Genomic DNA, 17,031 nt, shown 5'->3' with positions numbered 1-17,031 from the left:
GCCTCATCGAGTGGAGCGCAAAAATGAAACATCATAGGGAACCTGGCCTGCTTCTGCCGGTTCGGCGTGACCGGAGGCGGTAGCGAGCGATGGCCAAGCGCGATTTGATCGGCGGATCGGCAGGTACGATCGATCCGCTGGGCCGCTGCGATCGCCCTCCATATTTCCGCCGACAGCGGCGGCATTAATGCTCCTGCCGGCTCGACGGTATCATTTTCGCCGGCTGAAAACCGCGCGCGGCGGCACGAAAGCCAATCCTGGGCGCGTGAACGCGAGCCAAAGGCCGACGAGACGATGCGCTTGGCACCGCGCATGATCGATGAACGGTTGAAAGACTGACAGGTGGCTGGAAAAAGACCTCCCAAGAAAGACGTCACGGGTACATTCTCCCGTCCGCAAAGTGTGTCCGCCGAAGAACGCGATGCTTCCGCGTCGATGCGGCTCAGCCATGTCGATGAACAGATGGACGAACGTGACGATCATATCGCCCGGCTCGAAGCCGAACTCCAGGTCACACGCGACCGCCTCCAGGCGACGAAGGCATTTGCCGCCGAATTGCAGCACCGCGTTCGCAACACGTTGAGCATTGTCCGTTCGATCGCTCGCCGGTCGGTTGAAAACAGCAACAATGTCGAGGACTATGCCTTTCACCTCGAGGGCCGCATCAATGCGCTTGCACGCACGCACAATGTGCTGATGCGATCGGCCTCGGCCACCGTGCAGCTTGACATGCTTGTCCTTGACGAGCTTGCGTCCCAAGGCGGCCGGACGGAAGATCAGTTCACCATAGATGGCCCGGATATTTCCTTGTCCGGAAAGACGGCGGAGACCTTGGGCCTGGCGTTCCACGAACTCGCCACCAACTCGATGAAATATGGCGCGCTGTCGGCAGCCGACAAATCAATCAGCGTAAGCTGGAAAGTGGGTGGCACGCCCGCCAGACAGGAGCTGAAGATCCGCTGGATCGAGGACCTGCATGGTCCGGCAGCAATACCTGCGCGACGCGGCTTCGGATCCGAGCTGATCGAAAAGGTGGTGCCCTATGAGATCGGCGGAGCTGGCTCGCTGCGCTTCACCGATGCCGAGGTGATCTGCACGATGGATATCCCCCTCTCGAACGAAATTCACCCCAGCAGGAGCCTGGAGGACCCGCCCGACGATCTCCAGCATTGAACACCGACACTCCTGCGCCGAAAGGCGGCCGGGGCCAGGAGCGTGGAGTTGGAAGGGGCTGACCCAGCACCGACCGAGGTGGCGCAACGGCCCTGGGGTTTGCCGAGTTGCCGCCGCACCAGCCTTCAAATTCTCAAAATGATGGAACTTCAGCGACAACAAAGAGTTCGGAGCGCGGCGACGGCGAGCGCGCTGTCGTGATCTCGCGACTCACCTTGAAGCGGGAGGAACCTGGATCAACAGGAGCTGACCATGAAGTCCCATACACTCGAACAACTACACGCAATCGCGGAAGTTGATACGGTGTGCCCGACAATGACGCGGAACCAACGCCTGGAGCGCTGGGCAAGTCTTCTTGAGCGTCATCCTGAACGGCGCCTCGGAGCGCTTCCGGGCACCGAATATATGAGCCCCGACATGCGCGAAAACGCCTACTGCGTGCAATCCCCCATCAGCGTCGCGTTCGAAGATCCGATACTGCGGGCGCAGGGTCTGGAAGGCGACACCTATGGCGAGGCAAAGCGCTTTTTCGAACTGTCCAACTGGCAGTTGCACAACATCGTCTGCGATTGCCACGTCGGTGCGACCATGAAAGCCGGGTGGGTCGCCGTTCGCGTGCGCGCCGCCATGGGCGAAGGTTTCAATATCTTCGCCAGGCTCAGGGCGCTGCTCGGACGTTGACCGAGACGCCATCTCGAATGCGTCGACGGAATGAACAGTCGGTCGACGCATTTTTCCTCCTTGGCGGCAAGTGACGTCGCTTCAGGAGCTTCGAGGCTCCGACCCGCTGCCGATGGTCGGATCGGGCACCACCGGACCGCGCTCGGCTTCCGATCCTTCCGCCTCTATTTCCTGCACGGCCTGGTCCCAATGCTCCTGCTCTCGGCCCGGCGGGCGGCCTTCGCGCTCCCAGATCTCGTAGGCTCGTCGCTTTATGAGTTCTTCCTTGTCCATTGGAAACTCCTCCTGCGTGCCCCAATCTCCGGCAGGCCGCTTTGTTCCCTCCGGAAACAAAGGCAACGCTTTTGGAGCGATCCGGACTAGCCGCACCGGAGCGACACGGAACGCTTGGGGGATTAGGCCGTTTCCGAGCATCGGCGCAGTGGGGGATGGCTTGGGAATGCCCGCCGCTCGAACTCTTGGCGACGAACACGCCAATGATGTGCCTGCGCCACGCCTTGCCGCCCCGTGTGGCCTCGGCCAATCAAAGCCTTGCAGCGGGACTCCAAAGGGTGGGCGCGACGCAAATATTGGGCTTGAGATCATGACTATTGTCTTTTCGGATCGTCGCGAGGCAGGACGCGTTCTCGCTGATAAGCTCGGCCACTTCGCAGCGCGCGATGATGTCACCGTGCTGGCGCTGCCGCGCGGCGGCGTGCCTGTCGCCTACGAAGTCGCACAGGCATTGAAGGCACCGCTCGACGTTTTCGTCGTACGCAAGCTCGGCGTTCCCGGTTACGAAGAGTTGGCCATGGGCGCAATCGCGACCTCCGGCGTACGCGTCCTGAACGACGAGATCGTGGAAGGCCTCGCTGTGCCGGCCCACGTCATCGATGCGGTCACTGCCAGCGAGGAGAGGGAGCTTTTACGCCGCGAGCACCTCTATCGCGGCGAGCGGGTACCGCTCCTTGTGGAGGATCGAATCGTCATTCTCGTGGACGATGGGCTCGCCACTGGGTCGACCATGCGCGCGGCGGTCAGGGCGCTGCGCGGAAAGCGGCCTGCCCGTATCGTTGCGGCCGTTCCGGTCGGCAGTCCCGACACCTGCGAGGCGATGGAGAGCGAGGCCGACGAGGTCGTCTGTGCGACGACGCCGCAGCCGCTCATCGGCGTCGGGCGCTGGTATGAAGATTTCTCCCAAACCAGCGACGACGAGGTCCGCGCCCTTCTCGCCAAGGCGGGGCGACCAACCGCACCGTCCGGCCGCGATGCGCCGCAGAATACGGCAAACCGATTGCACAAGCACGTCGTTCGGCTCTCCGGAGACGCGCGAGACTACGACGAGCTCTTGGCGGCGATCGGCGAGGCGCGCTTCGTGTTGCTCGGTGAAGCTTCGCACGGCACACACGAATTCTATCAGGAGCGCGCGCGGATCACGCGGCGGCTGATCGAGGAGCAGGGTTTTGCCGCCGTCGCTGTCGAAGCCGACTGGCCCGACACATACCGGGTCAACCGCTATGTTCAGGGAACAGGCGAGGATATCGACGCCGAAGAGGCGCTCGCCGATTTCCGGCGCTTCCCGATCTGGATGTGGCGGAACAGGGTCGTCGTCGATTTTGTCGAATGGCTGCGCCGGCACAATGAAGCGCCCGGCAAGGGCAATCCGAAAGCCGGGTTCTACGGCCTCGACCTCTATGCCCTGCATGGCGCGATGAAGGCTGTGCTGCGCTATCTCGAAAAGGCCGACCCGGCCGCGGCGGAGATCGCGCGTCGCCGCTATGCCTGTTTCGACCATTTCGGCCCTGACCCGCAGGCTTATGGCTTCATAGCCGGCAATGAGGTCGATAAATCTTGCCAGGAGGCTGTGGTCGCACAGCTGGTCGAGATGCTGAAGCGGCGCCCGGCGAAGGCCGAGCCGCGCGAAGGCGCCATCGCGGACGAACTCTTCGCGGCGCAGCAAAACGCCCGCCTGGTGAAGAATGCGGAGGCCTATTATCGCGCCATGTTCCTGGCGCCCGAATCGACCTGGAACCTGCGTGACCGGCACATGGCCGAGACGTTCGAAGCTCTCACCGCTCATCTCGGCCGGCTCGGGCGATCGCCGAAGATCGTGGTTTGGGCGCATAACTCCCATCTCGGCGACGCCAGGGCGACGGACAGGAGCCTGCATGGCGAGATCAACCTCGGACAGCTTATCCGCGAAAAGCATCAGCGCGACGCCTTCCTCGTCGGCTTCACGACGTATCAAGGAACGGTGACGGCGGCATCGAACTGGGACGGCCCGGCGGAGCGCAAGGTTGTCCGGCCTGCCCTAGCGCGCAGCTATGAGGCGCTGCTGCATGCAGTCCCGGCTGATCGCTTCCAGCTGGATCTGCGCGGCGACGGCGAAGCCCTGCCGCGACGGCTCCTGGAGCGCGCGATCGGCGTCATCTACCGGCCTGAGACCGAACGGGCCAGCCACTACTTCCATGCCGACCTTGCCGCGCAATTCGACATGCTGCTGCATTTCGACGAGACGCGGGCGGTTGAGCCGCTGGAGCGCAGCTCGCAATGGGACGCCGGTGAGCTCGCGGAGACCTATCCGTTCGGGGTTTAGGGACCGATCCAGTTGAGATGGAGATCGCCATGGTCTCAGTCCTGAAGACAAACGAGAAGGCCGTGCAGGTTCCCGCCGGCGGCGCAATGCTCGCGGGCAACCTGTCGCTGCCGCAGGAAGCCCGTGGGCTCGTCCTCTTCGCTCACGGCAGCGGCAGCAGCCGGCACAGCCCGCGCAACCGCTATGTGGCCGGACGGTTGAACGAGGCGGAACTCGCCACGTTGCTCATCGACCTGTTGACGACCGAAGAGGAGCGTATCGACCAGATTACCGCCGAGTTGCGGTTCGACATCCGCTTGCTCGCCGATCGACTGGTTCAGGTTACCGACTGGCTGCACATGTCCGAGGAAACGTCGGCGCCGCGCGTCGGTTATTTCGGCGCGAGCACAGGGGCTGCCGCGGCGCTGATGGCTGCGGCAGAGCGCCCGGATCGAGCGGCCGCCGTCGTCTCGCGCGGCGGGCGTCCGGATCTTGCGGCACCTGCCCTGCCCCGCGTCCGGGCACCAACGCTGCTCGTGGTCGGCGGCGCAGACACGCAGGTGATTGCGCTCAACCGTTCGGCGTTCGCGGCGCTGCGGTGTGAAAAGGAGCTGGCCATCGTTCCGGCTGCGACGCACCTGTTCGAGGAGCCCGGCGCGATGGAAGAAGTGGCGGACCTCGCGATCCAATGGTTCCTGCGCCAACTGCCCGCGTGACGCCGGCGCCAACGCCTCATCAGAGAGCCAGATCGATTGGGTCGTCGGCGCGTCAAAAATCATTCCGCGGAGGAGTTCCATGACAGTCAGGGTTCTGCAATTTCTCGCCATTGTCATTTCGGCCCTCGCGCTCATCCCGGCAGGGGCCCATCTCGCCGCTCTTCCCAACAAGATATCTCTGCCGCAGCCGGAATATTTCACCGTCCAAGGCATCTATTACGGATGGGCGATCCTTGGATTGCTCTGGCCTGCCGCGCTGATCGTGAACGCATTGTTGGCGATCTCCGTGCGCTCACAGGCTTGGCCCTTTTGGCTCGCCCTGCTTGCGGCGCTGTGTTTCGCGATCATGCTCGCGATCTTCGTTGTCTGGACGCTCCCTGCCAACCAGGCGACGCAGAACTGGACGACAGTTCCCGCAAACTGGGAAGCGCTCAGGCAGCAATGGGAATATTCTCATGCGGTAAATACCGCGATTGTATTTGCCGCGCTCTGTCTCGCGACGCTGTCGGCGCTCTCGTGGCGTCCGGCCGATCTGTAGATTGTCGCCGGAGAAAGTCTCTTTTCCTCCGGATCATTCGCGCCATCGATGCGTTAGGTTTTCTGGAGGTCGCGACGTCGCACCGCCATCTGTCCCGCTGTATCCAACGAGGAGAAAGCGATGCCGGATAAGAAAACCATCGAGAAAGCGAAAAAAGACAAGCGCGAAGGTAAATCGCCCACCACGCAGGCCGGCGAATTCGTGCATGACGAGATCGAGAAGGTCCGTCGCGGCAAGCACGGTGCGCGCTCGACCAAGCAGGCGATCGCCATCGGCCTTTCGGAGGCGCGCCGCGCAGGCGTCGACCTGCCTCCGCCCAAGAAACGAAGCGTCAAGGAGAGCACCCGCAAGAGCGCCGAATACGCCTATGAAGTTGGCCAGGGCGAACGCAAGCCAAAACGCCGCCCCAAGGTCTCGAAGGCCGTTTCCGAGGTTCTCAAGCACGAACCCAAGAGCACGGCATCCCATGAGGCGCTCTCAAGACAGACCAAACAGGCGGCGTCGCGCCGGACGGATGAGGAGCGCTCGGCCGCAGCCAAGAAAGCGTCGGAGACGAAGGGCGCTGCCGGCCGGTCCGCCGCCGCACGCAAGGCGGTCCACACCAAGGGTGCTGCCGGAAGAAAGAAAGCAGCGCAGAAGGCCGCCAGCACGCGTGCGGGCCAAAGCTAGAAGATCGAAAACCCGCTGCGCGCTCTCTCCAGCCGGCTGGTGACAGGTAGCTGGACCGCAGCCAGCCTCAAGCGATGCGCACTATGGCGGCTGGGACAGTGCGATCGTGTGAGATACGGCCGTCCTTGTCTTTGTCTCGATCCGGCGGGAACAACGGCCCGTGTTCAAGGTTATGGAAAGCTACACCGGTGGTGGAGCTTTCATGACAACCTTAGGGAGACGAAAACATGGCGACTGCGAAGAAGGCGGCGACGAAAGGGCTGGAAGCCCTGTTCCTCGACGGGCTGAAGGATATTTATTACGCCGAAAAGAAAATACTAAAGGCGCTGCCCAAGATGGCCAAGGGTGCCGAGTCCGAGGAGGTCGCGGCGGCGTTCGAGAAACATCGCGTGGAAACCGAAGGCCAGGTCGACCGCCTCGAACAGGTGTTCGACCTGATGGACAAGCCAGCCCGCGGCAAGACCTGTCCGGCAATCGACGGCATTCTCGAAGAGGGGTCGGAGATTCTCGACGACTATAAGGGCGACCCAGCATTGGATGCAGGACTGGTCGGAGCGGCACAGGCGGTCGAGCACTATGAAATCGCACGCTACGGCACGTTGATCGCGTGGGCTGAACAGCTTGGCAAGAGCGACGCGGTCAAGCTCCTCAACGAGACGCTCAAAGAGGAAGTGGCAACCGATGAAGCGCTTACAGGCTTAGGCGAAGGCGGGGTCAATGAGCGCGCTCTTGAGAAAGCCGCTTAGCCGCGGGGCAGCCCGGCGCTAAGCGCCCGGCAGCCTTCCTGTCCAGAGCGGGGTGTGTTCGAGTTGAACTGCGGGTCCTGCTCTGGATTTGGCTGCCGGGACCTCGACAAAACAGGTTGTTAAAATCATCGAACCTTACAGGAGGATCCGCGCAATGCCGGAAGACCTGTCTCGCGAGGAAGAGCAACGCGGTACCGGAAAGCTCATCACCTGGGGTGTCGTGATCGCCGCCGTGTTTTTTATTGGCCTCTTGGCCATATTCGTCCTCAAGCCGCTTATGACGGGATCTTAGAATCCTTTCGAGCCGCAGCGCGCTTAGCCGCGCCGGAACGTGCTCGCAAGCAATTCGATGACCGCAAACAATTCCGGCACGCTTTGCGAGGCGGCGGTGATGCGATCGAATGTTCCCCAAAGGAGTGCGAACCATGCCCCTGACGCTCAGCAGCCCCGCCTTTGCCGACGGCGGAGAGATCCCCGAAGCCTATACTCGTGACGGCAAGAACGTATCTCCGCCTCTGAAGTGGGCCGGGGTACCGGACGGCACAAAGAGCCTCGTCCTTGTCGTCCAGGATCCCGACGCGCCGAGCGGAATGTTCGGCCATTGGGGGGTGTTCAACATTTCGCCGGAGGTGCAGGAGTTGCCCGAAGCGGAAAGCGGCAGACCGGGTCCACAGGCCCTCAGGCAAGCGCGGAACGATTTCGGCAACGCCTATTACGACGGCCCTGAACCGCCTGCGGGCCACGGTGTCCATCACTACCACTTCCGGCTGGCGGCGCTCGACACGCCGAACCTTGCTATCCCCGCAAGCACGGGCGTGGAGCGTATCTGGCAGGAGGCGCAAAAACATTTGCTGGAGCAGGCAGAACTCGTTGGAACCTACGAACGTGGCCGGTAATTGAAGGCAGTTGATCCGGGCGCCGTCGTCCACGCGCGGAACGGTTCTTCTCCTTGCCGGTTGTGAGGGAAAGGAGACGTCCCATGTTTGAAAGCGTCATGTGGTTGATCGTCGTCGCCGGCGGGCCATTGTTGCTGCTCGTATTGCTGGCCTACGTCATTGTCACCCGACGTCGCCGCGGTCCCGCAGAACGCAGAGAAAGCGATCGAGCCACCGATCGGCTCTATCATCAGGACAAGGATTGATTGTAGCTACCGTGGCCCACAGCAAACTCGATCAGCGGACCAAACATCCCTCGTACATGTCCCGAAGATCAAATTTCGGGCGAGGCACCCACGCCGGCCTGGCTACAAAGTGCCCCGCCACCCTGGCAGGCTTGTTCTTCAGGGCCGGTTTATTGCCCTGCCGCCGTCGCGCTCAGGGGCATAGTCGCCCGCGTTGACGTCAAAGCCAGTCCAGCCATCCGCCTCGTATGCCCTGCGGCGTTCCATCACGTCAACCGAGCTGGACTGACCCAGAATGTCCTCGGCTTCCGGAACAAGCTCATCGTCCACCTTGGCCGTCACCAGCGTACCGCCACGACGTACGCCCTCCGCATAGACATTTGCATCGTTTTCGGAAACGCCCGAATCCGTCAGAGCGCCAATGATACCGCCCGCCGCACCACCAGCCACCGCGCCGGCAACCGCTCCGGTGGCGGTAGCGGCAAGCCATCCGGCCGCAACCACAGGTCCGACGCCCGGAACGGCCATGACGCCCAACCCTGTCAGCAAACCGCCGGCGCCACCGACCACGGCCCCTATCCCTGCACCGCTCGCGGCATCTTCAGCGGCTTCGGAACGATCTCTCTCGTACCAGCCATCCGAGTTGTTGGCGATGATGCTGATATTGGAATGTGGCACTCCGGACGCTTCCAGTTCGCCGACCGCGTCGGCTGCGTCATCATAGTTGTCGAACAGTGCAGTTACGGTTTTCATTTTGATATCTCCTGATCGTGCTCAATTGCTGTCGGCGACGACGTTGCCCTGATAGTCGAGCCCGACGGCGACACTTTGGCCTGACTTGGTCGCCTGGCCGCGCCAGATGCCTTGATCGTCCTTGGCAAGCTTCGACACATTGGAATAGCCGGCATCCTCGATGCGGCTCTTTGCCTGGGTCTCGGTGAAACTGTTTGCGCCGGGCACCAGGGCCGCGGCATTGGGCGTGTTCGTGGTTTTCACAGCGGGCGTTGTCGCTCCCGTGATGGAGTCCTGGGCGGCGGCGATCTTTTCGATCATCTGCCGATGCATCTTCAACGTATCGACCGTCTGCTGGGCGAACGTCTTGAGGGCCGCGTTGTCGCCGTCGCGGGCGTAGCTTTCAAACAGATTGACGGCATCGGCGTGCGCCTTTCGCTGCATGTCCACATAGGCCGGATCGATTGGCGGCTGTGCGTTCTGGAGCTTATCCAGATCCGCCTGATGCTGCGCATCGAGCGCCGTCGGCATCTTCAACTTCTGTTCGCCGGCAATAGTTTCCAGCTTGGCGTTGGCCGCGCCATGGTCCCGGATCATCGTCTGCGCGAAATTCTTGATGCTTTGATCCTGGGCCTTGTCCTGGGCAATCTTGCTCGAGTCGACTTCGAACTTGCCGCCGACGGCGGCCTTGTCGACGAAATCCTGGGCACTGTCGGAAGCAGCCAAAGCAGGCATTGCGATAAGCACGGAAGCAGCGGCGAGCGAGGCAAGAAGGTGTCGCGTTTTCATTGGCTTTGTCCTTGTCGATGCGCGAACTTACGATGCGCCCTAACAAGCCAGGATGGGCTTTGTTCCGGCGCCGCTCGATGCGCTGCAAGCGCCTTGGGACGGGCCCCACGACCGGCCAGGAGACCTTCAACATCGGGACCGGGGCGCGGAACAAATCGGCGGCTGCGAGATTTGATTTTAAATGCGACCCATGAGCGTCAATCTGTCGACCGAGCGAACTTGCCGAATTGGGTTCCGAGGAGAGAGTTCATGGCCAAGATTTCAAATTCCACGCCCGCCGCAGCCAGGGGAGAAGTTCAGGCCGGAGCCACACGGGACAAAACGCCCGGATTCGATCCTGCAGTTGCCCCGTTCGAGACCGACGCCGAGGCGGCGGACACGCAGAACCCGGTCACTGAAGCAGGTCCGCAGCGTTCTCTCCGGCCAAAATTCGAAAACGATGCCAGCTTCGCCAACGCGATGCGGCCGGTGGAGAACGAGCCCGAACTGCAGCCCCGCAGCAACTGGCCGCTAATGGTGATTGCGGCCGTCGTACTGATAGCGGCCGCGGTGTTCCTGGCAGCCAGCCTGCTGCGGTAAGGCGCATCATCCTGAGTGCAGACAGCATCAGACAACCCTTGGCTGAGTTCGAGCACTTTCGCGCGGCCGTCCGCCTGGGTCGTCATCGATCCTGCCTCCCTCGTGGATGAAATTCGGGGGCGCCCTTCATGCCGGAAAGTTCCGTTGTCGAACACAGCAGCCGCGGCCGTGCAGGATCGGAGATGTCGAGCTTGTCCCAGGGAATACGGTACAGGCCGTCGCGACGGCGCAGCCGGAAGAAATCCAGCACCGCCGTGCCGATGGTCGAGGCCGAGAGACGCTCGAAAGCGGCGTAGATACCGACATGGAATTCGGTAACGACGAAGTCGTCGCCGGCCGGTTCGGCTCGTATCTCCTCGATATAGCCGATGCTTTCGCCTTGCCGCGAGAGAACGCGTCGTCCGGCCAGATGCTCGAGGTTGACGGTGGACATCATCAAGCTCCCGGAATGCGTCCGATGACATGGTCGCGCAGCCAGTCCTGCCAGGCGAAGATCGAGGTTTCGCGCACATCGATATCGAACTGGATGTCGACGCCTATGTCCTGGACCTTCTTCCAGGCGATCCGGTGCGGCTTGCGATGGCGTTTGCCGCCCCACGCTGCCGCGAGTTGCGTCATCCAACGCCCTGGCCGTACGCCCAGGCGACGCGCCAAGGTGACGGAGCCGAGCTCGACCGCGATGATCCTCGGCGGCTTGCCCGGCCGCAACTCCGCCACCAGCCCGTCGATCTTGCCGATCTTGACCTGTTCGCGGTCGACGATCTGCTTGTCGAGGATGTCGCGCAGCAAATCCATCACGTGCCTCCGAATATCTGCAGGGGAATGGTCACCACGGCGAGCACGAAACCAAGCCCGATGATGAAGATCACCGCGGCATTCGAGACAATGCCGTTGCGGTGCTCGCCGACATAGCGCTTGTCGTTCAGCAGGAAAAGGAAAGGAATTACCGTCAGCGGCAGGCTGGCGGCGGTCAGCGCCATGGAAAAAATGGTGAGCTTCAGCGGATCGAGCCCAAGCATGATGGGGATGGCGGCCAGAAACAATGATACCGTGTAGACGGCACTGAAGCCAGGATCGTCGCGTGGCTTGAGGTTTTCGCCCCAGTTCCATCCAAACCCTTGCGCCACCAGATAAGCCTGTTGCAGCCCAACCTCGAGTGCGGCGCCGAAGCAAGCGATGGCGAGCGAGGCAACGAACAGGACGAACCCCCAGAAGCCGAATATCGGGATCAGCATCAACGGTAATTGATGATAGTCGTCGACCTGATCGATGCCGTGCGTTGCAAGCACGAGCGCGGCCACCATCAAGACGCCGATCGAAATGGTGCCGCCAAAGGCCATGCCCAGTCCGGCGATGGCCCGATTGGTTCCGAGATAGCTTCTGTCCCACTGGTCCTCGATCGCCCCCGAGGAATAGAACATGAACAGGTAAGGCGATATCGAAGCGCCAAGGATGCTGACCGCCATGAACCAGTAACTCGCCGCATCATGGGTCGGCAGTGTAGGCACCGCGCCGGACGCGACAGCTGTCCAATCGGGCTTCAGCATCACCGCTGCGACCACGAAGCACAGCGTCACGAGGCCGAGTATCGACACGCCTTTCTCGATCAGCCCGAACGTGCCTTTCCACAGCAACAGCCATGCCATCAAAGTCACGGGTAAAGCCCACCATTGGAAGCCAATGCCGGTGGCAAGTTCGAGCGCGATGGCAACACCACCGATCTCGGCGGACAGCACCATGAAATTGACCAGCAGGGCGGCAAGCAATGGCCATAGCGAAACGTTGAAGCCAAATCGTTCCCGGATCCCGTCAGAGATCGTGTGATGGCTCACGGCGGCAAACCGGCCGGCCATCTCGACCAGAAAAATGATGCAGATGGTGCCGAGAACCACCGCCCAGATCAGCTGAAACCCGAAGGTCGCACCTGCCTGGGCTGCCGTCGCCATCGATCCGACTTCCAGGAAGCCGCCAACACTGGTGACGATGCCCAGCGATATTTCCAGGAGCTTCTTCATGGCTTCGGCGCGAAATATCTGAAGTAAGCGGCGGCCAGGGAGCGCGTGGCCGTCCGAATATCTTCTTGAGCCTCCTGCACTTGCGGGCGGCGGTCCGCTTGCACTCCCGCCTGGGCGCGGTTCACCGCGATCGACAGGTCCTTGACCGCCTCCGCCAACGCAGCCTGCTCGGCAGGTTCAGCCGTAGTGGCCGATCGGATCTTCGCGTCGATATCGGCCAGTGTCGTGCCGGCCGATTGCAGCGTGCCCGAAGCATATTTGGAAGGGGCAGCTCCCGCCGCCCAGGCATCAAGCGTCATTGATACGGTCTGCGCCGTCGAGGCGGCAGTTCGGGATTGCTGTTCGATCTGGTCCGAGGACGAGCACGCGGTCGACATGGCCATGAGCAACAGCAGGCATGCGCTGTTGCGGCTAAGGCGACGACCGCTAAGAATTAGATCCGGCGTTGGATCCGCCACACGAATGACCTCCCCCACCAACGAGAACCATGTTCGGCGCAAGTTTTGATCTAGCGCGCCCGCCCTCCCCGTCAACCGAGGCAGGGACCAGCGCGAGCGGAACAAAGGATCGGTAGCCGGATTAACGAGGAGGCGGCGGGGCGGTTCGATTTCCATCCTGATCGTCGCGCCCCCAAATGATCGACTGGCAGGGAAGGATCCCTCAATGCCCCGTCTCATTGCCTGGATAGCCATCGTGGTGTTTGTGCTTGTCGCGGCTTGGATATGGTTCGGTCGCGATACATCGGGCAGCGGGGGCGGCAGCCAGCCGGCGCCTCACGCGATAGACCAGAACGGGTAGTTCAGTCTGGATGATCCTGCTCGGCGGCGCTCCGGGTGCGCTCGGCTTTGTACTCGTGGATCAGGCCCAGAATCTGAGCCTTGACCGTCTCGCGCGCCTCAGGTTGGACGAAAGGCATCAGCCGTTCGACAATTTCGCCGACCGTCTGCGGGAGATCCGCGGCGGAATCGGTGAGCTGGCTGCCATGTTCGTAGACATTGTCCGTCAGTTTCTTGTCGAGGTCGGATAGAAATCCCATCATCGCACTCCCCATCGCTGCCATGCCCGCTCGCTCAATGGCCAGCCCGGCAGAAATGTTCCGCACAAGGATGCTGGCATTGCGGACCGGCGGGATATCCGACGCCGGCGGCTGGAGGGGTGCTGCCGCGCGATCCGTGTCAACGCAATGTCGTCTGGCCCGGATCCCCTCGCCTGGCCTTCGACGGGATCAGTTTCCCGGCATTGGCCCGCAATCCCCTGACGAGCTCTTCCAGATAGGGAAGCAGTTCGAAAAGCAGGATCACGGCCATCACGCAGGCAATGTAGGTCACCGGCAGCTGCTGCGATTTCCAGACAAGTTCGAAGCGCGCGGTTTCCGTCCCCGCCCCGAACAAGGCGAGGAACTGTCCCCAGTGGAGGGAAATGACGCTGACCAGCCCCATCAGCGGGATCATCTCGAGGAAGCTGTGAACGTGCTGCTCGATCGGCGTGACGGTGCGGGCGGTGGTGGCGTAGCTGACGTCCCACATCGCTGTCGCCTCGTGGACGAAGAAGGTGACGATCATGATGAGAATGATGAGAGCATTCACGTCAAGAAACATGGCGGCCAGCAAAGGTATTCCGACCTCGGCGAACATCAGAAGGTGGATCAACGACTCCTTGGCGCCTGTCGTCGATTCGATGTGAGACGCGCGATGGCAGAGCCAGTCGGCAAATCCGGCGGCCAACCAGATTGGCAGCAGGAAATACATCAAGATCAGCACGGTAGGATCTGACAGCATGACATCCTTTCGCGCGGAATCCCGTTCGAGGTCGCTACTGCTGCCCCGGCATTTCGGTGTTTTCCTGGGGACTTTTCCGGACGCCCGCGGCTGGCGAAGTATCCGTCGGCGCGTTACCGCCCCGGTTCTGTTCAGGCGCCCGCTTCAGTGGCGAGGTATGCCAGCCCATGTCGGCATAGAGAAAGCCTATGAGGAAGCCGATGATGATGATGGCGGCTATCACGAGCGAAAGCACTGCATTGCGTCGCACCATTGCCAGGCTCCCTTCCCAAGCCGAACAGCCGATCACGAAAATAGTTCCACGACCGGCCGCGACCGCTCCTCGGCCGCGTCGGCTTCGACACGCAAGATTCGACGCCAACTCTGCACGGAGCCGCGGGAACAATCGGTGACGGGCGAGGTTCGGTATCGGTTCTTCAAGGACGATCTCGATGAAACCTGCCGTAACCGACCGTATTGAAACAAAAAAATACAACCATCCCACAGGCGGATGGGGATCCCTGAGGTCATTGGTCCGCAAGGCATACGGCGAAGGCCTGCTGATGTCGGGCATATGGAGCACGCTGCTCAAGCAGAACAAAGCCGATGGCTACATGTGCGTTTCCTGTTCATGGGCCAAGCCGGCCGATCCGCGGCCCTTCGAGTTCTGCGAAAATGGCGCGAAGGCGACCATGTGGGATCAGACGAAGCTGCGTTGCGGCCCCGATTTCTTCGCGCGACATACGGTCACCGAACTGCTCGACTGGCCGGATCGTGACCTCGAAAAACAAGGCAGGCTTACGGATCCCCTGCGCTACAATGCCGTCACTGACCGCTATGAACCGGTTTCCTGGGATGACGCATTCCTCGAGATCGGCATGGAGCTCCGGCGGCTCGATCCGAAATCGGTCGTCTTCTACACATCCGGCCGGGCCTCGCTGGAGGCTTCGTTCATGTATCAGCTCTTTGCGCGTATCTATGGCTCATCGAACCTGCCCGATTCTTCCAACATGTGCCACGAATCGACATCGGTCGGGCTGCCCGAATCGATCGGCTCGCCGGTTGGAACCGTGCAGCTCGAGGACTTCTCCCAGTGCGACATGATGTTCTTTTTTGGCCACAACACCGGGGTGACGGCGCCGCGGCTGCTGCATCCGCTGCAAGAGGCTCGTCAACGTGGGGTGCCGGTATTCACCTTCAATCCCTTGCCGGAAAGGGGGCTGAAGCGCTTCAAGAATCCGCAAGATCCCCTTGAGATGCTGTCGCCGGGCCCCGGCACGAAGATGTCCAGCGACTTCTTCCAGGTCCGCAGCGGCGGCGATATCGCCGCCATGACCGGCATCGCCAAGGCGGTGCTGGCGCTCGACGACGCGGCACGGGAACACGGGGATCCGCGTGTCCTCGACGGCGATTTCATTGCCGAGCACACGGATGGTTTTGCCGAATTCGAGGCTTACCTGCGGGCCGCCAGGTGGGAGGACATCGTCAGGCGCTCGGGAATTGCGCAGGCGGATCTCGAACATGTTGCCGAGGTCTACAGCCGCTCCAACGCGGTGATCGGCAATTACGGCATGGGTTTGACACAGCACCGGCACGGTACCGAGAACGTCCAGATGCTATGCAATCTGCTGCTCATGCGCGGCAACATGGGAAAGCCCGGCGCCGGCATTTCACCGCTGCGCGGCCATTCCAATGTACAGGGCCAGCGCACTGTCGGCATATCCGAAAAACCCGAGCTCGTTCCGCTCGACAAGTTCGCCCGGTTCTATGATTTCGAGCCGCCACGCGAGAAGGGTCTCGACACGGTCGAGGCCTGCGAGGGCGTCATCGCCGGCTCGGTGAAAGGCTTCATCGGACTCGGCGGCAATTTCGTTCGCGCCGTGCCCGAAACCGGCCTGATCGAGAAAGCATGGCGTCGGCTTGGGCTGCATGTCGAAGTCGCCACCAAGCTCAACCGCAGTCATCTCCTGCCGGGGGCGGTGACCTATCTGCTGCCCTGCCTGTCGCGGCTGGAAAGGGACCATCAGGCGAGCGGCGACCAGACCGTTTCGATGGAGGACTCCACCGCCTGTATCCACGGCTCCTTCGGTTCGCGTCCGCCGGCTTCACCGCATCTGCTTTCCGAACCGAAGATCGTGGCGGAACTGGCCAAGGCCACCGTATCGGGGGTGAGTTCGATCCCGTGGGATAAATGGGTCGCCGATTATTCCCTTATCCGCGATGAGATCGAGCGTTGTTACCCGCAGCATTTTCGTGAGTTCAACAAGCGGTTCCTGACGCCGGGAGGCTTTCACCGCGATATCAAGGCCTCGAAACGGGTCTGGGAGACGCCGAACAAGAAAGCCAATTTCAAGCTGCCGACGACGCTTGAAACAGACCCGGACATCGATGTTTCGGGTCACAATGTGCTGACGCTCATAACGGTGCGCTCCAATGACCAGTTCAATACCACCGTCTATGGGTACAATGACAGACTGCGCGGCATACACGGCACACGCATGGTCCTGTTGATGAACGAGGCCGACATTCAGCGGTTCGGATTGAGCGCCGGGCAGGAAATCGATCTGGAAACCCATGCCGACGATGGCGTGGAGCGGCGGGTTCGAGGTTTGCGCATCACCCCCTACTCCGTGCCCGAAGGCAACTGCGCCGGTTATTATCCGGAACTCAATCCCCTGGTTCCTCTGTGGCACCGGGCCAAGAAGGCTCACGTCCCCGCCGTAAAGTCGGTTCCCGTCAGAATTGTTGCCAGGGAACCCAAAACGAGAAGCTCGGCGCGCCACTAAAGCAATCCAGGAAAAGTGTGTACGGCTTTCCAGGGAAAAGCGCGGTGCGCTTTCCCTTAGGAATTGCGCAAAAACAACAACACAGAGTGGTTAGCCGTTTCCGCAGACGATGAACTGCTCTATGGCGGTCCCAGTCTGGTGGGCCAGGCCGTAGCTAGCCGCCAGCCGGCTTAGGG

General features: G+C 61.7%; 23 protein-coding genes. 12 read left to right on the top strand and 11 right to left on the bottom strand.

What is annotated here, in order from left to right; all coding sequences use genetic code 11:
• Positions 1–210 precede the first annotated feature (210 nt).
• Positions 211–849: a hypothetical protein gene (locus FJ959_RS32065; protein ID WP_246670975.1), complete on the bottom strand. Its 639-nt coding sequence runs from the start codon at positions 847–849 to the stop codon at positions 211–213.
• Here FJ959_RS32065 and FJ959_RS32060 point away from each other — a divergent pair.
• Positions 832–1,173 carry a sensor histidine kinase gene (locus tag FJ959_RS32060; protein WP_224519092.1) on the top strand — a complete coding sequence of 114 codons (342 nt, stop codon included), beginning with the start codon at positions 832–834 and terminating at the stop codon, positions 1,171–1,173. The two genes, FJ959_RS32065 and FJ959_RS32060, sit on opposite strands and share 18 nt — an antisense overlap.
• A gap of 252 nt (positions 1,174–1,425) precedes the next feature.
• Positions 1,426–1,854, top strand: coding sequence for a hypothetical protein (locus FJ959_RS05510; protein WP_140515225.1), 429 nt, complete (start codon positions 1,426–1,428; stop codon positions 1,852–1,854).
• A gap of 81 nt (positions 1,855–1,935) precedes the next feature.
• On the opposite strand, the gene FJ959_RS05505 is transcribed toward FJ959_RS05510, so the two are convergent.
• Positions 1,936–2,127 carry a DUF2934 domain-containing protein gene (locus tag FJ959_RS05505; RefSeq protein ID WP_140497466.1) on the bottom strand — a complete coding sequence of 64 codons (192 nt, stop codon included), beginning with the start codon at positions 2,125–2,127 and terminating at the stop codon, positions 1,936–1,938.
• Positions 2,128–2,437: 310 nt separating this feature from the next.
• Here FJ959_RS05505 and FJ959_RS05500 point away from each other — a divergent pair, with 310 nt between their 5' ends.
• The 8 genes from FJ959_RS05500 (at position 2,438) to FJ959_RS05470 (ending at position 8,218) form a co-directional block, all read left to right on the top strand.
• Positions 2,438–4,429 (top strand): erythromycin esterase family protein, encoded by a 1,992-nt coding sequence (locus FJ959_RS05500; RefSeq protein WP_246679020.1) that lies wholly within the window; start codon positions 2,438–2,440, stop codon positions 4,427–4,429.
• Between the two features lie 29 nt (positions 4,430–4,458).
• Positions 4,459–5,124 (top strand): dienelactone hydrolase family protein, encoded by a 666-nt coding sequence (locus FJ959_RS05495; protein ID WP_140628934.1) that lies wholly within the window; start codon positions 4,459–4,461, stop codon positions 5,122–5,124.
• Positions 5,125–5,203: 79 nt separating this feature from the next.
• Positions 5,204–5,662 carry a DUF1772 domain-containing protein gene (locus FJ959_RS05490; protein ID WP_140628931.1) on the top strand — a complete coding sequence of 153 codons (459 nt, stop codon included), beginning with the start codon at positions 5,204–5,206 and terminating at the stop codon, positions 5,660–5,662.
• 120 nt (positions 5,663–5,782) lie between these two features.
• On the top strand, positions 5,783–6,331 hold the full coding sequence (locus FJ959_RS05485; protein WP_140628928.1) for a DUF6496 domain-containing protein: 549 nt from the start codon (positions 5,783–5,785) through the stop codon (positions 6,329–6,331).
• Positions 6,332–6,558: 227 nt separating this feature from the next.
• Positions 6,559–7,077: a ferritin-like domain-containing protein gene (locus FJ959_RS05480; protein WP_140497458.1), complete on the top strand. Its 519-nt coding sequence runs from the start codon at positions 6,559–6,561 to the stop codon at positions 7,075–7,077.
• A 154-nt stretch (positions 7,078–7,231) separates the two neighbouring features.
• Entirely contained in the window at positions 7,232–7,369 is a 138-nt protein-coding gene (locus FJ959_RS31570) for a hypothetical protein (protein ID WP_181167175.1), read from the top strand.
• A gap of 133 nt (positions 7,370–7,502) precedes the next feature.
• Positions 7,503–7,973, top strand: a complete 471-nt coding sequence (locus FJ959_RS05475) for a YbhB/YbcL family Raf kinase inhibitor-like protein (RefSeq protein ID WP_140497456.1) — start codon at positions 7,503–7,505, stop codon at positions 7,971–7,973.
• 83 nt (positions 7,974–8,056) lie between these two features.
• Positions 8,057–8,218 carry a hypothetical protein gene (locus FJ959_RS05470; RefSeq protein ID WP_140497454.1) on the top strand — a complete coding sequence of 54 codons (162 nt, stop codon included), beginning with the start codon at positions 8,057–8,059 and terminating at the stop codon, positions 8,216–8,218.
• A 138-nt stretch (positions 8,219–8,356) separates the two neighbouring features.
• Here the strand turns inward: FJ959_RS05470 and FJ959_RS05465 are convergent, their stop codons facing one another.
• Complete coding sequence (locus FJ959_RS05465; RefSeq protein WP_140628925.1) at positions 8,357–8,950, bottom strand: general stress protein; 594 nt, start codon at positions 8,948–8,950, stop codon at positions 8,357–8,359.
• Between the two features lie 21 nt (positions 8,951–8,971).
• Complete coding sequence (locus FJ959_RS05460; RefSeq protein ID WP_140628922.1) at positions 8,972–9,718, bottom strand: DUF4142 domain-containing protein; 747 nt, start codon at positions 9,716–9,718, stop codon at positions 8,972–8,974.
• 249 nt (positions 9,719–9,967) lie between these two features.
• Here FJ959_RS05460 and FJ959_RS05455 point away from each other — a divergent pair, with 249 nt between their 5' ends.
• Complete coding sequence (locus FJ959_RS05455; protein ID WP_140525120.1) at positions 9,968–10,297, top strand: hypothetical protein; 330 nt, start codon at positions 9,968–9,970, stop codon at positions 10,295–10,297.
• Positions 10,298–10,379: 82 nt separating this feature from the next.
• On the opposite strand, the gene FJ959_RS05450 is transcribed toward FJ959_RS05455, so the two are convergent.
• The 7 genes from FJ959_RS05450 to FJ959_RS05420 form a co-directional block, all read right to left on the bottom strand.
• A complete protein-coding gene (locus FJ959_RS05450) occupies positions 10,380–10,730 on the bottom strand; it encodes a hypothetical protein (protein WP_140497446.1) in 351 nt (116 codons plus the stop codon).
• Between the two features lie 2 nt (positions 10,731–10,732).
• Positions 10,733–11,092: a hypothetical protein gene (locus tag FJ959_RS05445; protein WP_140515218.1), complete on the bottom strand. Its 360-nt coding sequence runs from the start codon at positions 11,090–11,092 to the stop codon at positions 10,733–10,735.
• Positions 11,092–12,312, bottom strand: a complete 1,221-nt coding sequence (locus FJ959_RS05440; protein ID WP_140628919.1) for an Nramp family divalent metal transporter — start codon at positions 12,310–12,312, stop codon at positions 11,092–11,094. The genes FJ959_RS05445 and FJ959_RS05440 overlap by 1 nt, the downstream gene beginning before the upstream one ends.
• Positions 12,309–12,926 (bottom strand): hypothetical protein, encoded by a 618-nt coding sequence (locus FJ959_RS05435; RefSeq protein WP_246679021.1) that lies wholly within the window; start codon positions 12,924–12,926, stop codon positions 12,309–12,311. The genes FJ959_RS05440 and FJ959_RS05435 overlap by 4 nt, the downstream gene beginning before the upstream one ends.
• Before the next feature lie 185 nt (positions 12,927–13,111).
• Complete coding sequence (locus FJ959_RS05430) at positions 13,112–13,348, bottom strand: hypothetical protein (protein ID WP_140497440.1); 237 nt, start codon at positions 13,346–13,348, stop codon at positions 13,112–13,114.
• 139 nt (positions 13,349–13,487) lie between these two features.
• The gene (locus tag FJ959_RS05425; RefSeq protein WP_140628916.1) at positions 13,488–14,090 is read right to left on the bottom strand and encodes a diguanylate cyclase; all 603 of its coding nucleotides are present in this window, start codon (positions 14,088–14,090) and stop codon (positions 13,488–13,490) included.
• 34 nt (positions 14,091–14,124) lie between these two features.
• Positions 14,125–14,343, bottom strand: coding sequence for a hypothetical protein (locus FJ959_RS05420; RefSeq protein ID WP_140555671.1), 219 nt, complete (start codon positions 14,341–14,343; stop codon positions 14,125–14,127).
• A 178-nt stretch (positions 14,344–14,521) separates the two neighbouring features.
• On the opposite strand from FJ959_RS05420, the gene FJ959_RS05415 reads away from it, so the two are divergent.
• On the top strand, positions 14,522–16,855 hold the full coding sequence (locus tag FJ959_RS05415; RefSeq protein ID WP_140555673.1) for an FdhF/YdeP family oxidoreductase: 2,334 nt from the start codon (positions 14,522–14,524) through the stop codon (positions 16,853–16,855).
• Positions 16,856–17,031: the final 176 nt, after the last annotated feature.

The organism is Mesorhizobium sp. B2-2-4 (genome assembly GCF_006442375.1).
In the GTDB taxonomy this organism is placed as follows: domain Bacteria; phylum Pseudomonadota; class Alphaproteobacteria; order Rhizobiales; family Rhizobiaceae; genus Mesorhizobium.
Note: the sequence above shows the minus strand (reverse complement) of the source record. Positions and strands in the feature narration are given on the sequence as shown.

Excerpts from the sequence above, each read along its gene's own strand:
- FJ959_RS05510 (WP_140515225.1), top strand. The coding sequence starts at position 1,426 with ATGAAGTCCCATACACTCGAACAACTACACGCAATCGCGGAAGTTGAT.
- FJ959_RS05505 (WP_140497466.1), bottom strand. The coding sequence starts at position 2,127 with ATGGACAAGGAAGAACTCATAAAGCGACGAGCCTACGAGATCTGGGAG.
- FJ959_RS05500 (WP_246679020.1), top strand. The coding sequence starts at position 2,438 with ATGACTATTGTCTTTTCGGATCGTCGCGAGGCAGGACGCGTTCTCGCT.
- FJ959_RS05495 (WP_140628934.1), top strand. The coding sequence starts at position 4,459 with ATGGTCTCAGTCCTGAAGACAAACGAGAAGGCCGTGCAGGTTCCCGCC.
- FJ959_RS05490 (WP_140628931.1), top strand. The coding sequence starts at position 5,204 with ATGACAGTCAGGGTTCTGCAATTTCTCGCCATTGTCATTTCGGCCCTC.
- FJ959_RS05485 (WP_140628928.1), top strand. The coding sequence starts at position 5,783 with ATGCCGGATAAGAAAACCATCGAGAAAGCGAAAAAAGACAAGCGCGAA.
- FJ959_RS05480 (WP_140497458.1), top strand. The coding sequence starts at position 6,559 with ATGGCGACTGCGAAGAAGGCGGCGACGAAAGGGCTGGAAGCCCTGTTC.
- FJ959_RS31570 (WP_181167175.1), top strand. The coding sequence starts at position 7,232 with ATGCCGGAAGACCTGTCTCGCGAGGAAGAGCAACGCGGTACCGGAAAG.
- FJ959_RS05475 (WP_140497456.1), top strand. The coding sequence starts at position 7,503 with ATGCCCCTGACGCTCAGCAGCCCCGCCTTTGCCGACGGCGGAGAGATC.
- FJ959_RS05470 (WP_140497454.1), top strand. The coding sequence starts at position 8,057 with ATGTTTGAAAGCGTCATGTGGTTGATCGTCGTCGCCGGCGGGCCATTG.
- FJ959_RS05465 (WP_140628925.1), bottom strand. The coding sequence starts at position 8,950 with ATGAAAACCGTAACTGCACTGTTCGACAACTATGATGACGCAGCCGAC.
- FJ959_RS05460 (WP_140628922.1), bottom strand. The coding sequence starts at position 9,718 with ATGAAAACGCGACACCTTCTTGCCTCGCTCGCCGCTGCTTCCGTGCTT.
- FJ959_RS05455 (WP_140525120.1), top strand. The coding sequence starts at position 9,968 with ATGGCCAAGATTTCAAATTCCACGCCCGCCGCAGCCAGGGGAGAAGTT.
- FJ959_RS05450 (WP_140497446.1), bottom strand. The coding sequence starts at position 10,730 with ATGTCCACCGTCAACCTCGAGCATCTGGCCGGACGACGCGTTCTCTCG.
- FJ959_RS05445 (WP_140515218.1), bottom strand. The coding sequence starts at position 11,092 with ATGGATTTGCTGCGCGACATCCTCGACAAGCAGATCGTCGACCGCGAA.
- FJ959_RS05440 (WP_140628919.1), bottom strand. The coding sequence starts at position 12,312 with ATGAAGAAGCTCCTGGAAATATCGCTGGGCATCGTCACCAGTGTTGGC.
- FJ959_RS05435 (WP_246679021.1), bottom strand. The coding sequence starts at position 12,926 with ATGGAAATCGAACCGCCCCGCCGCCTCCTCGTTAATCCGGCTACCGAT.
- FJ959_RS05430 (WP_140497440.1), bottom strand. The coding sequence starts at position 13,348 with ATGGGATTTCTATCCGACCTCGACAAGAAACTGACGGACAATGTCTAC.
- FJ959_RS05425 (WP_140628916.1), bottom strand. The coding sequence starts at position 14,090 with ATGCTGTCAGATCCTACCGTGCTGATCTTGATGTATTTCCTGCTGCCA.
- FJ959_RS05420 (WP_140555671.1), bottom strand. The coding sequence starts at position 14,343 with ATGGTGCGACGCAATGCAGTGCTTTCGCTCGTGATAGCCGCCATCATC.
- FJ959_RS05415 (WP_140555673.1), top strand. The coding sequence starts at position 14,522 with ATGAAACCTGCCGTAACCGACCGTATTGAAACAAAAAAATACAACCAT.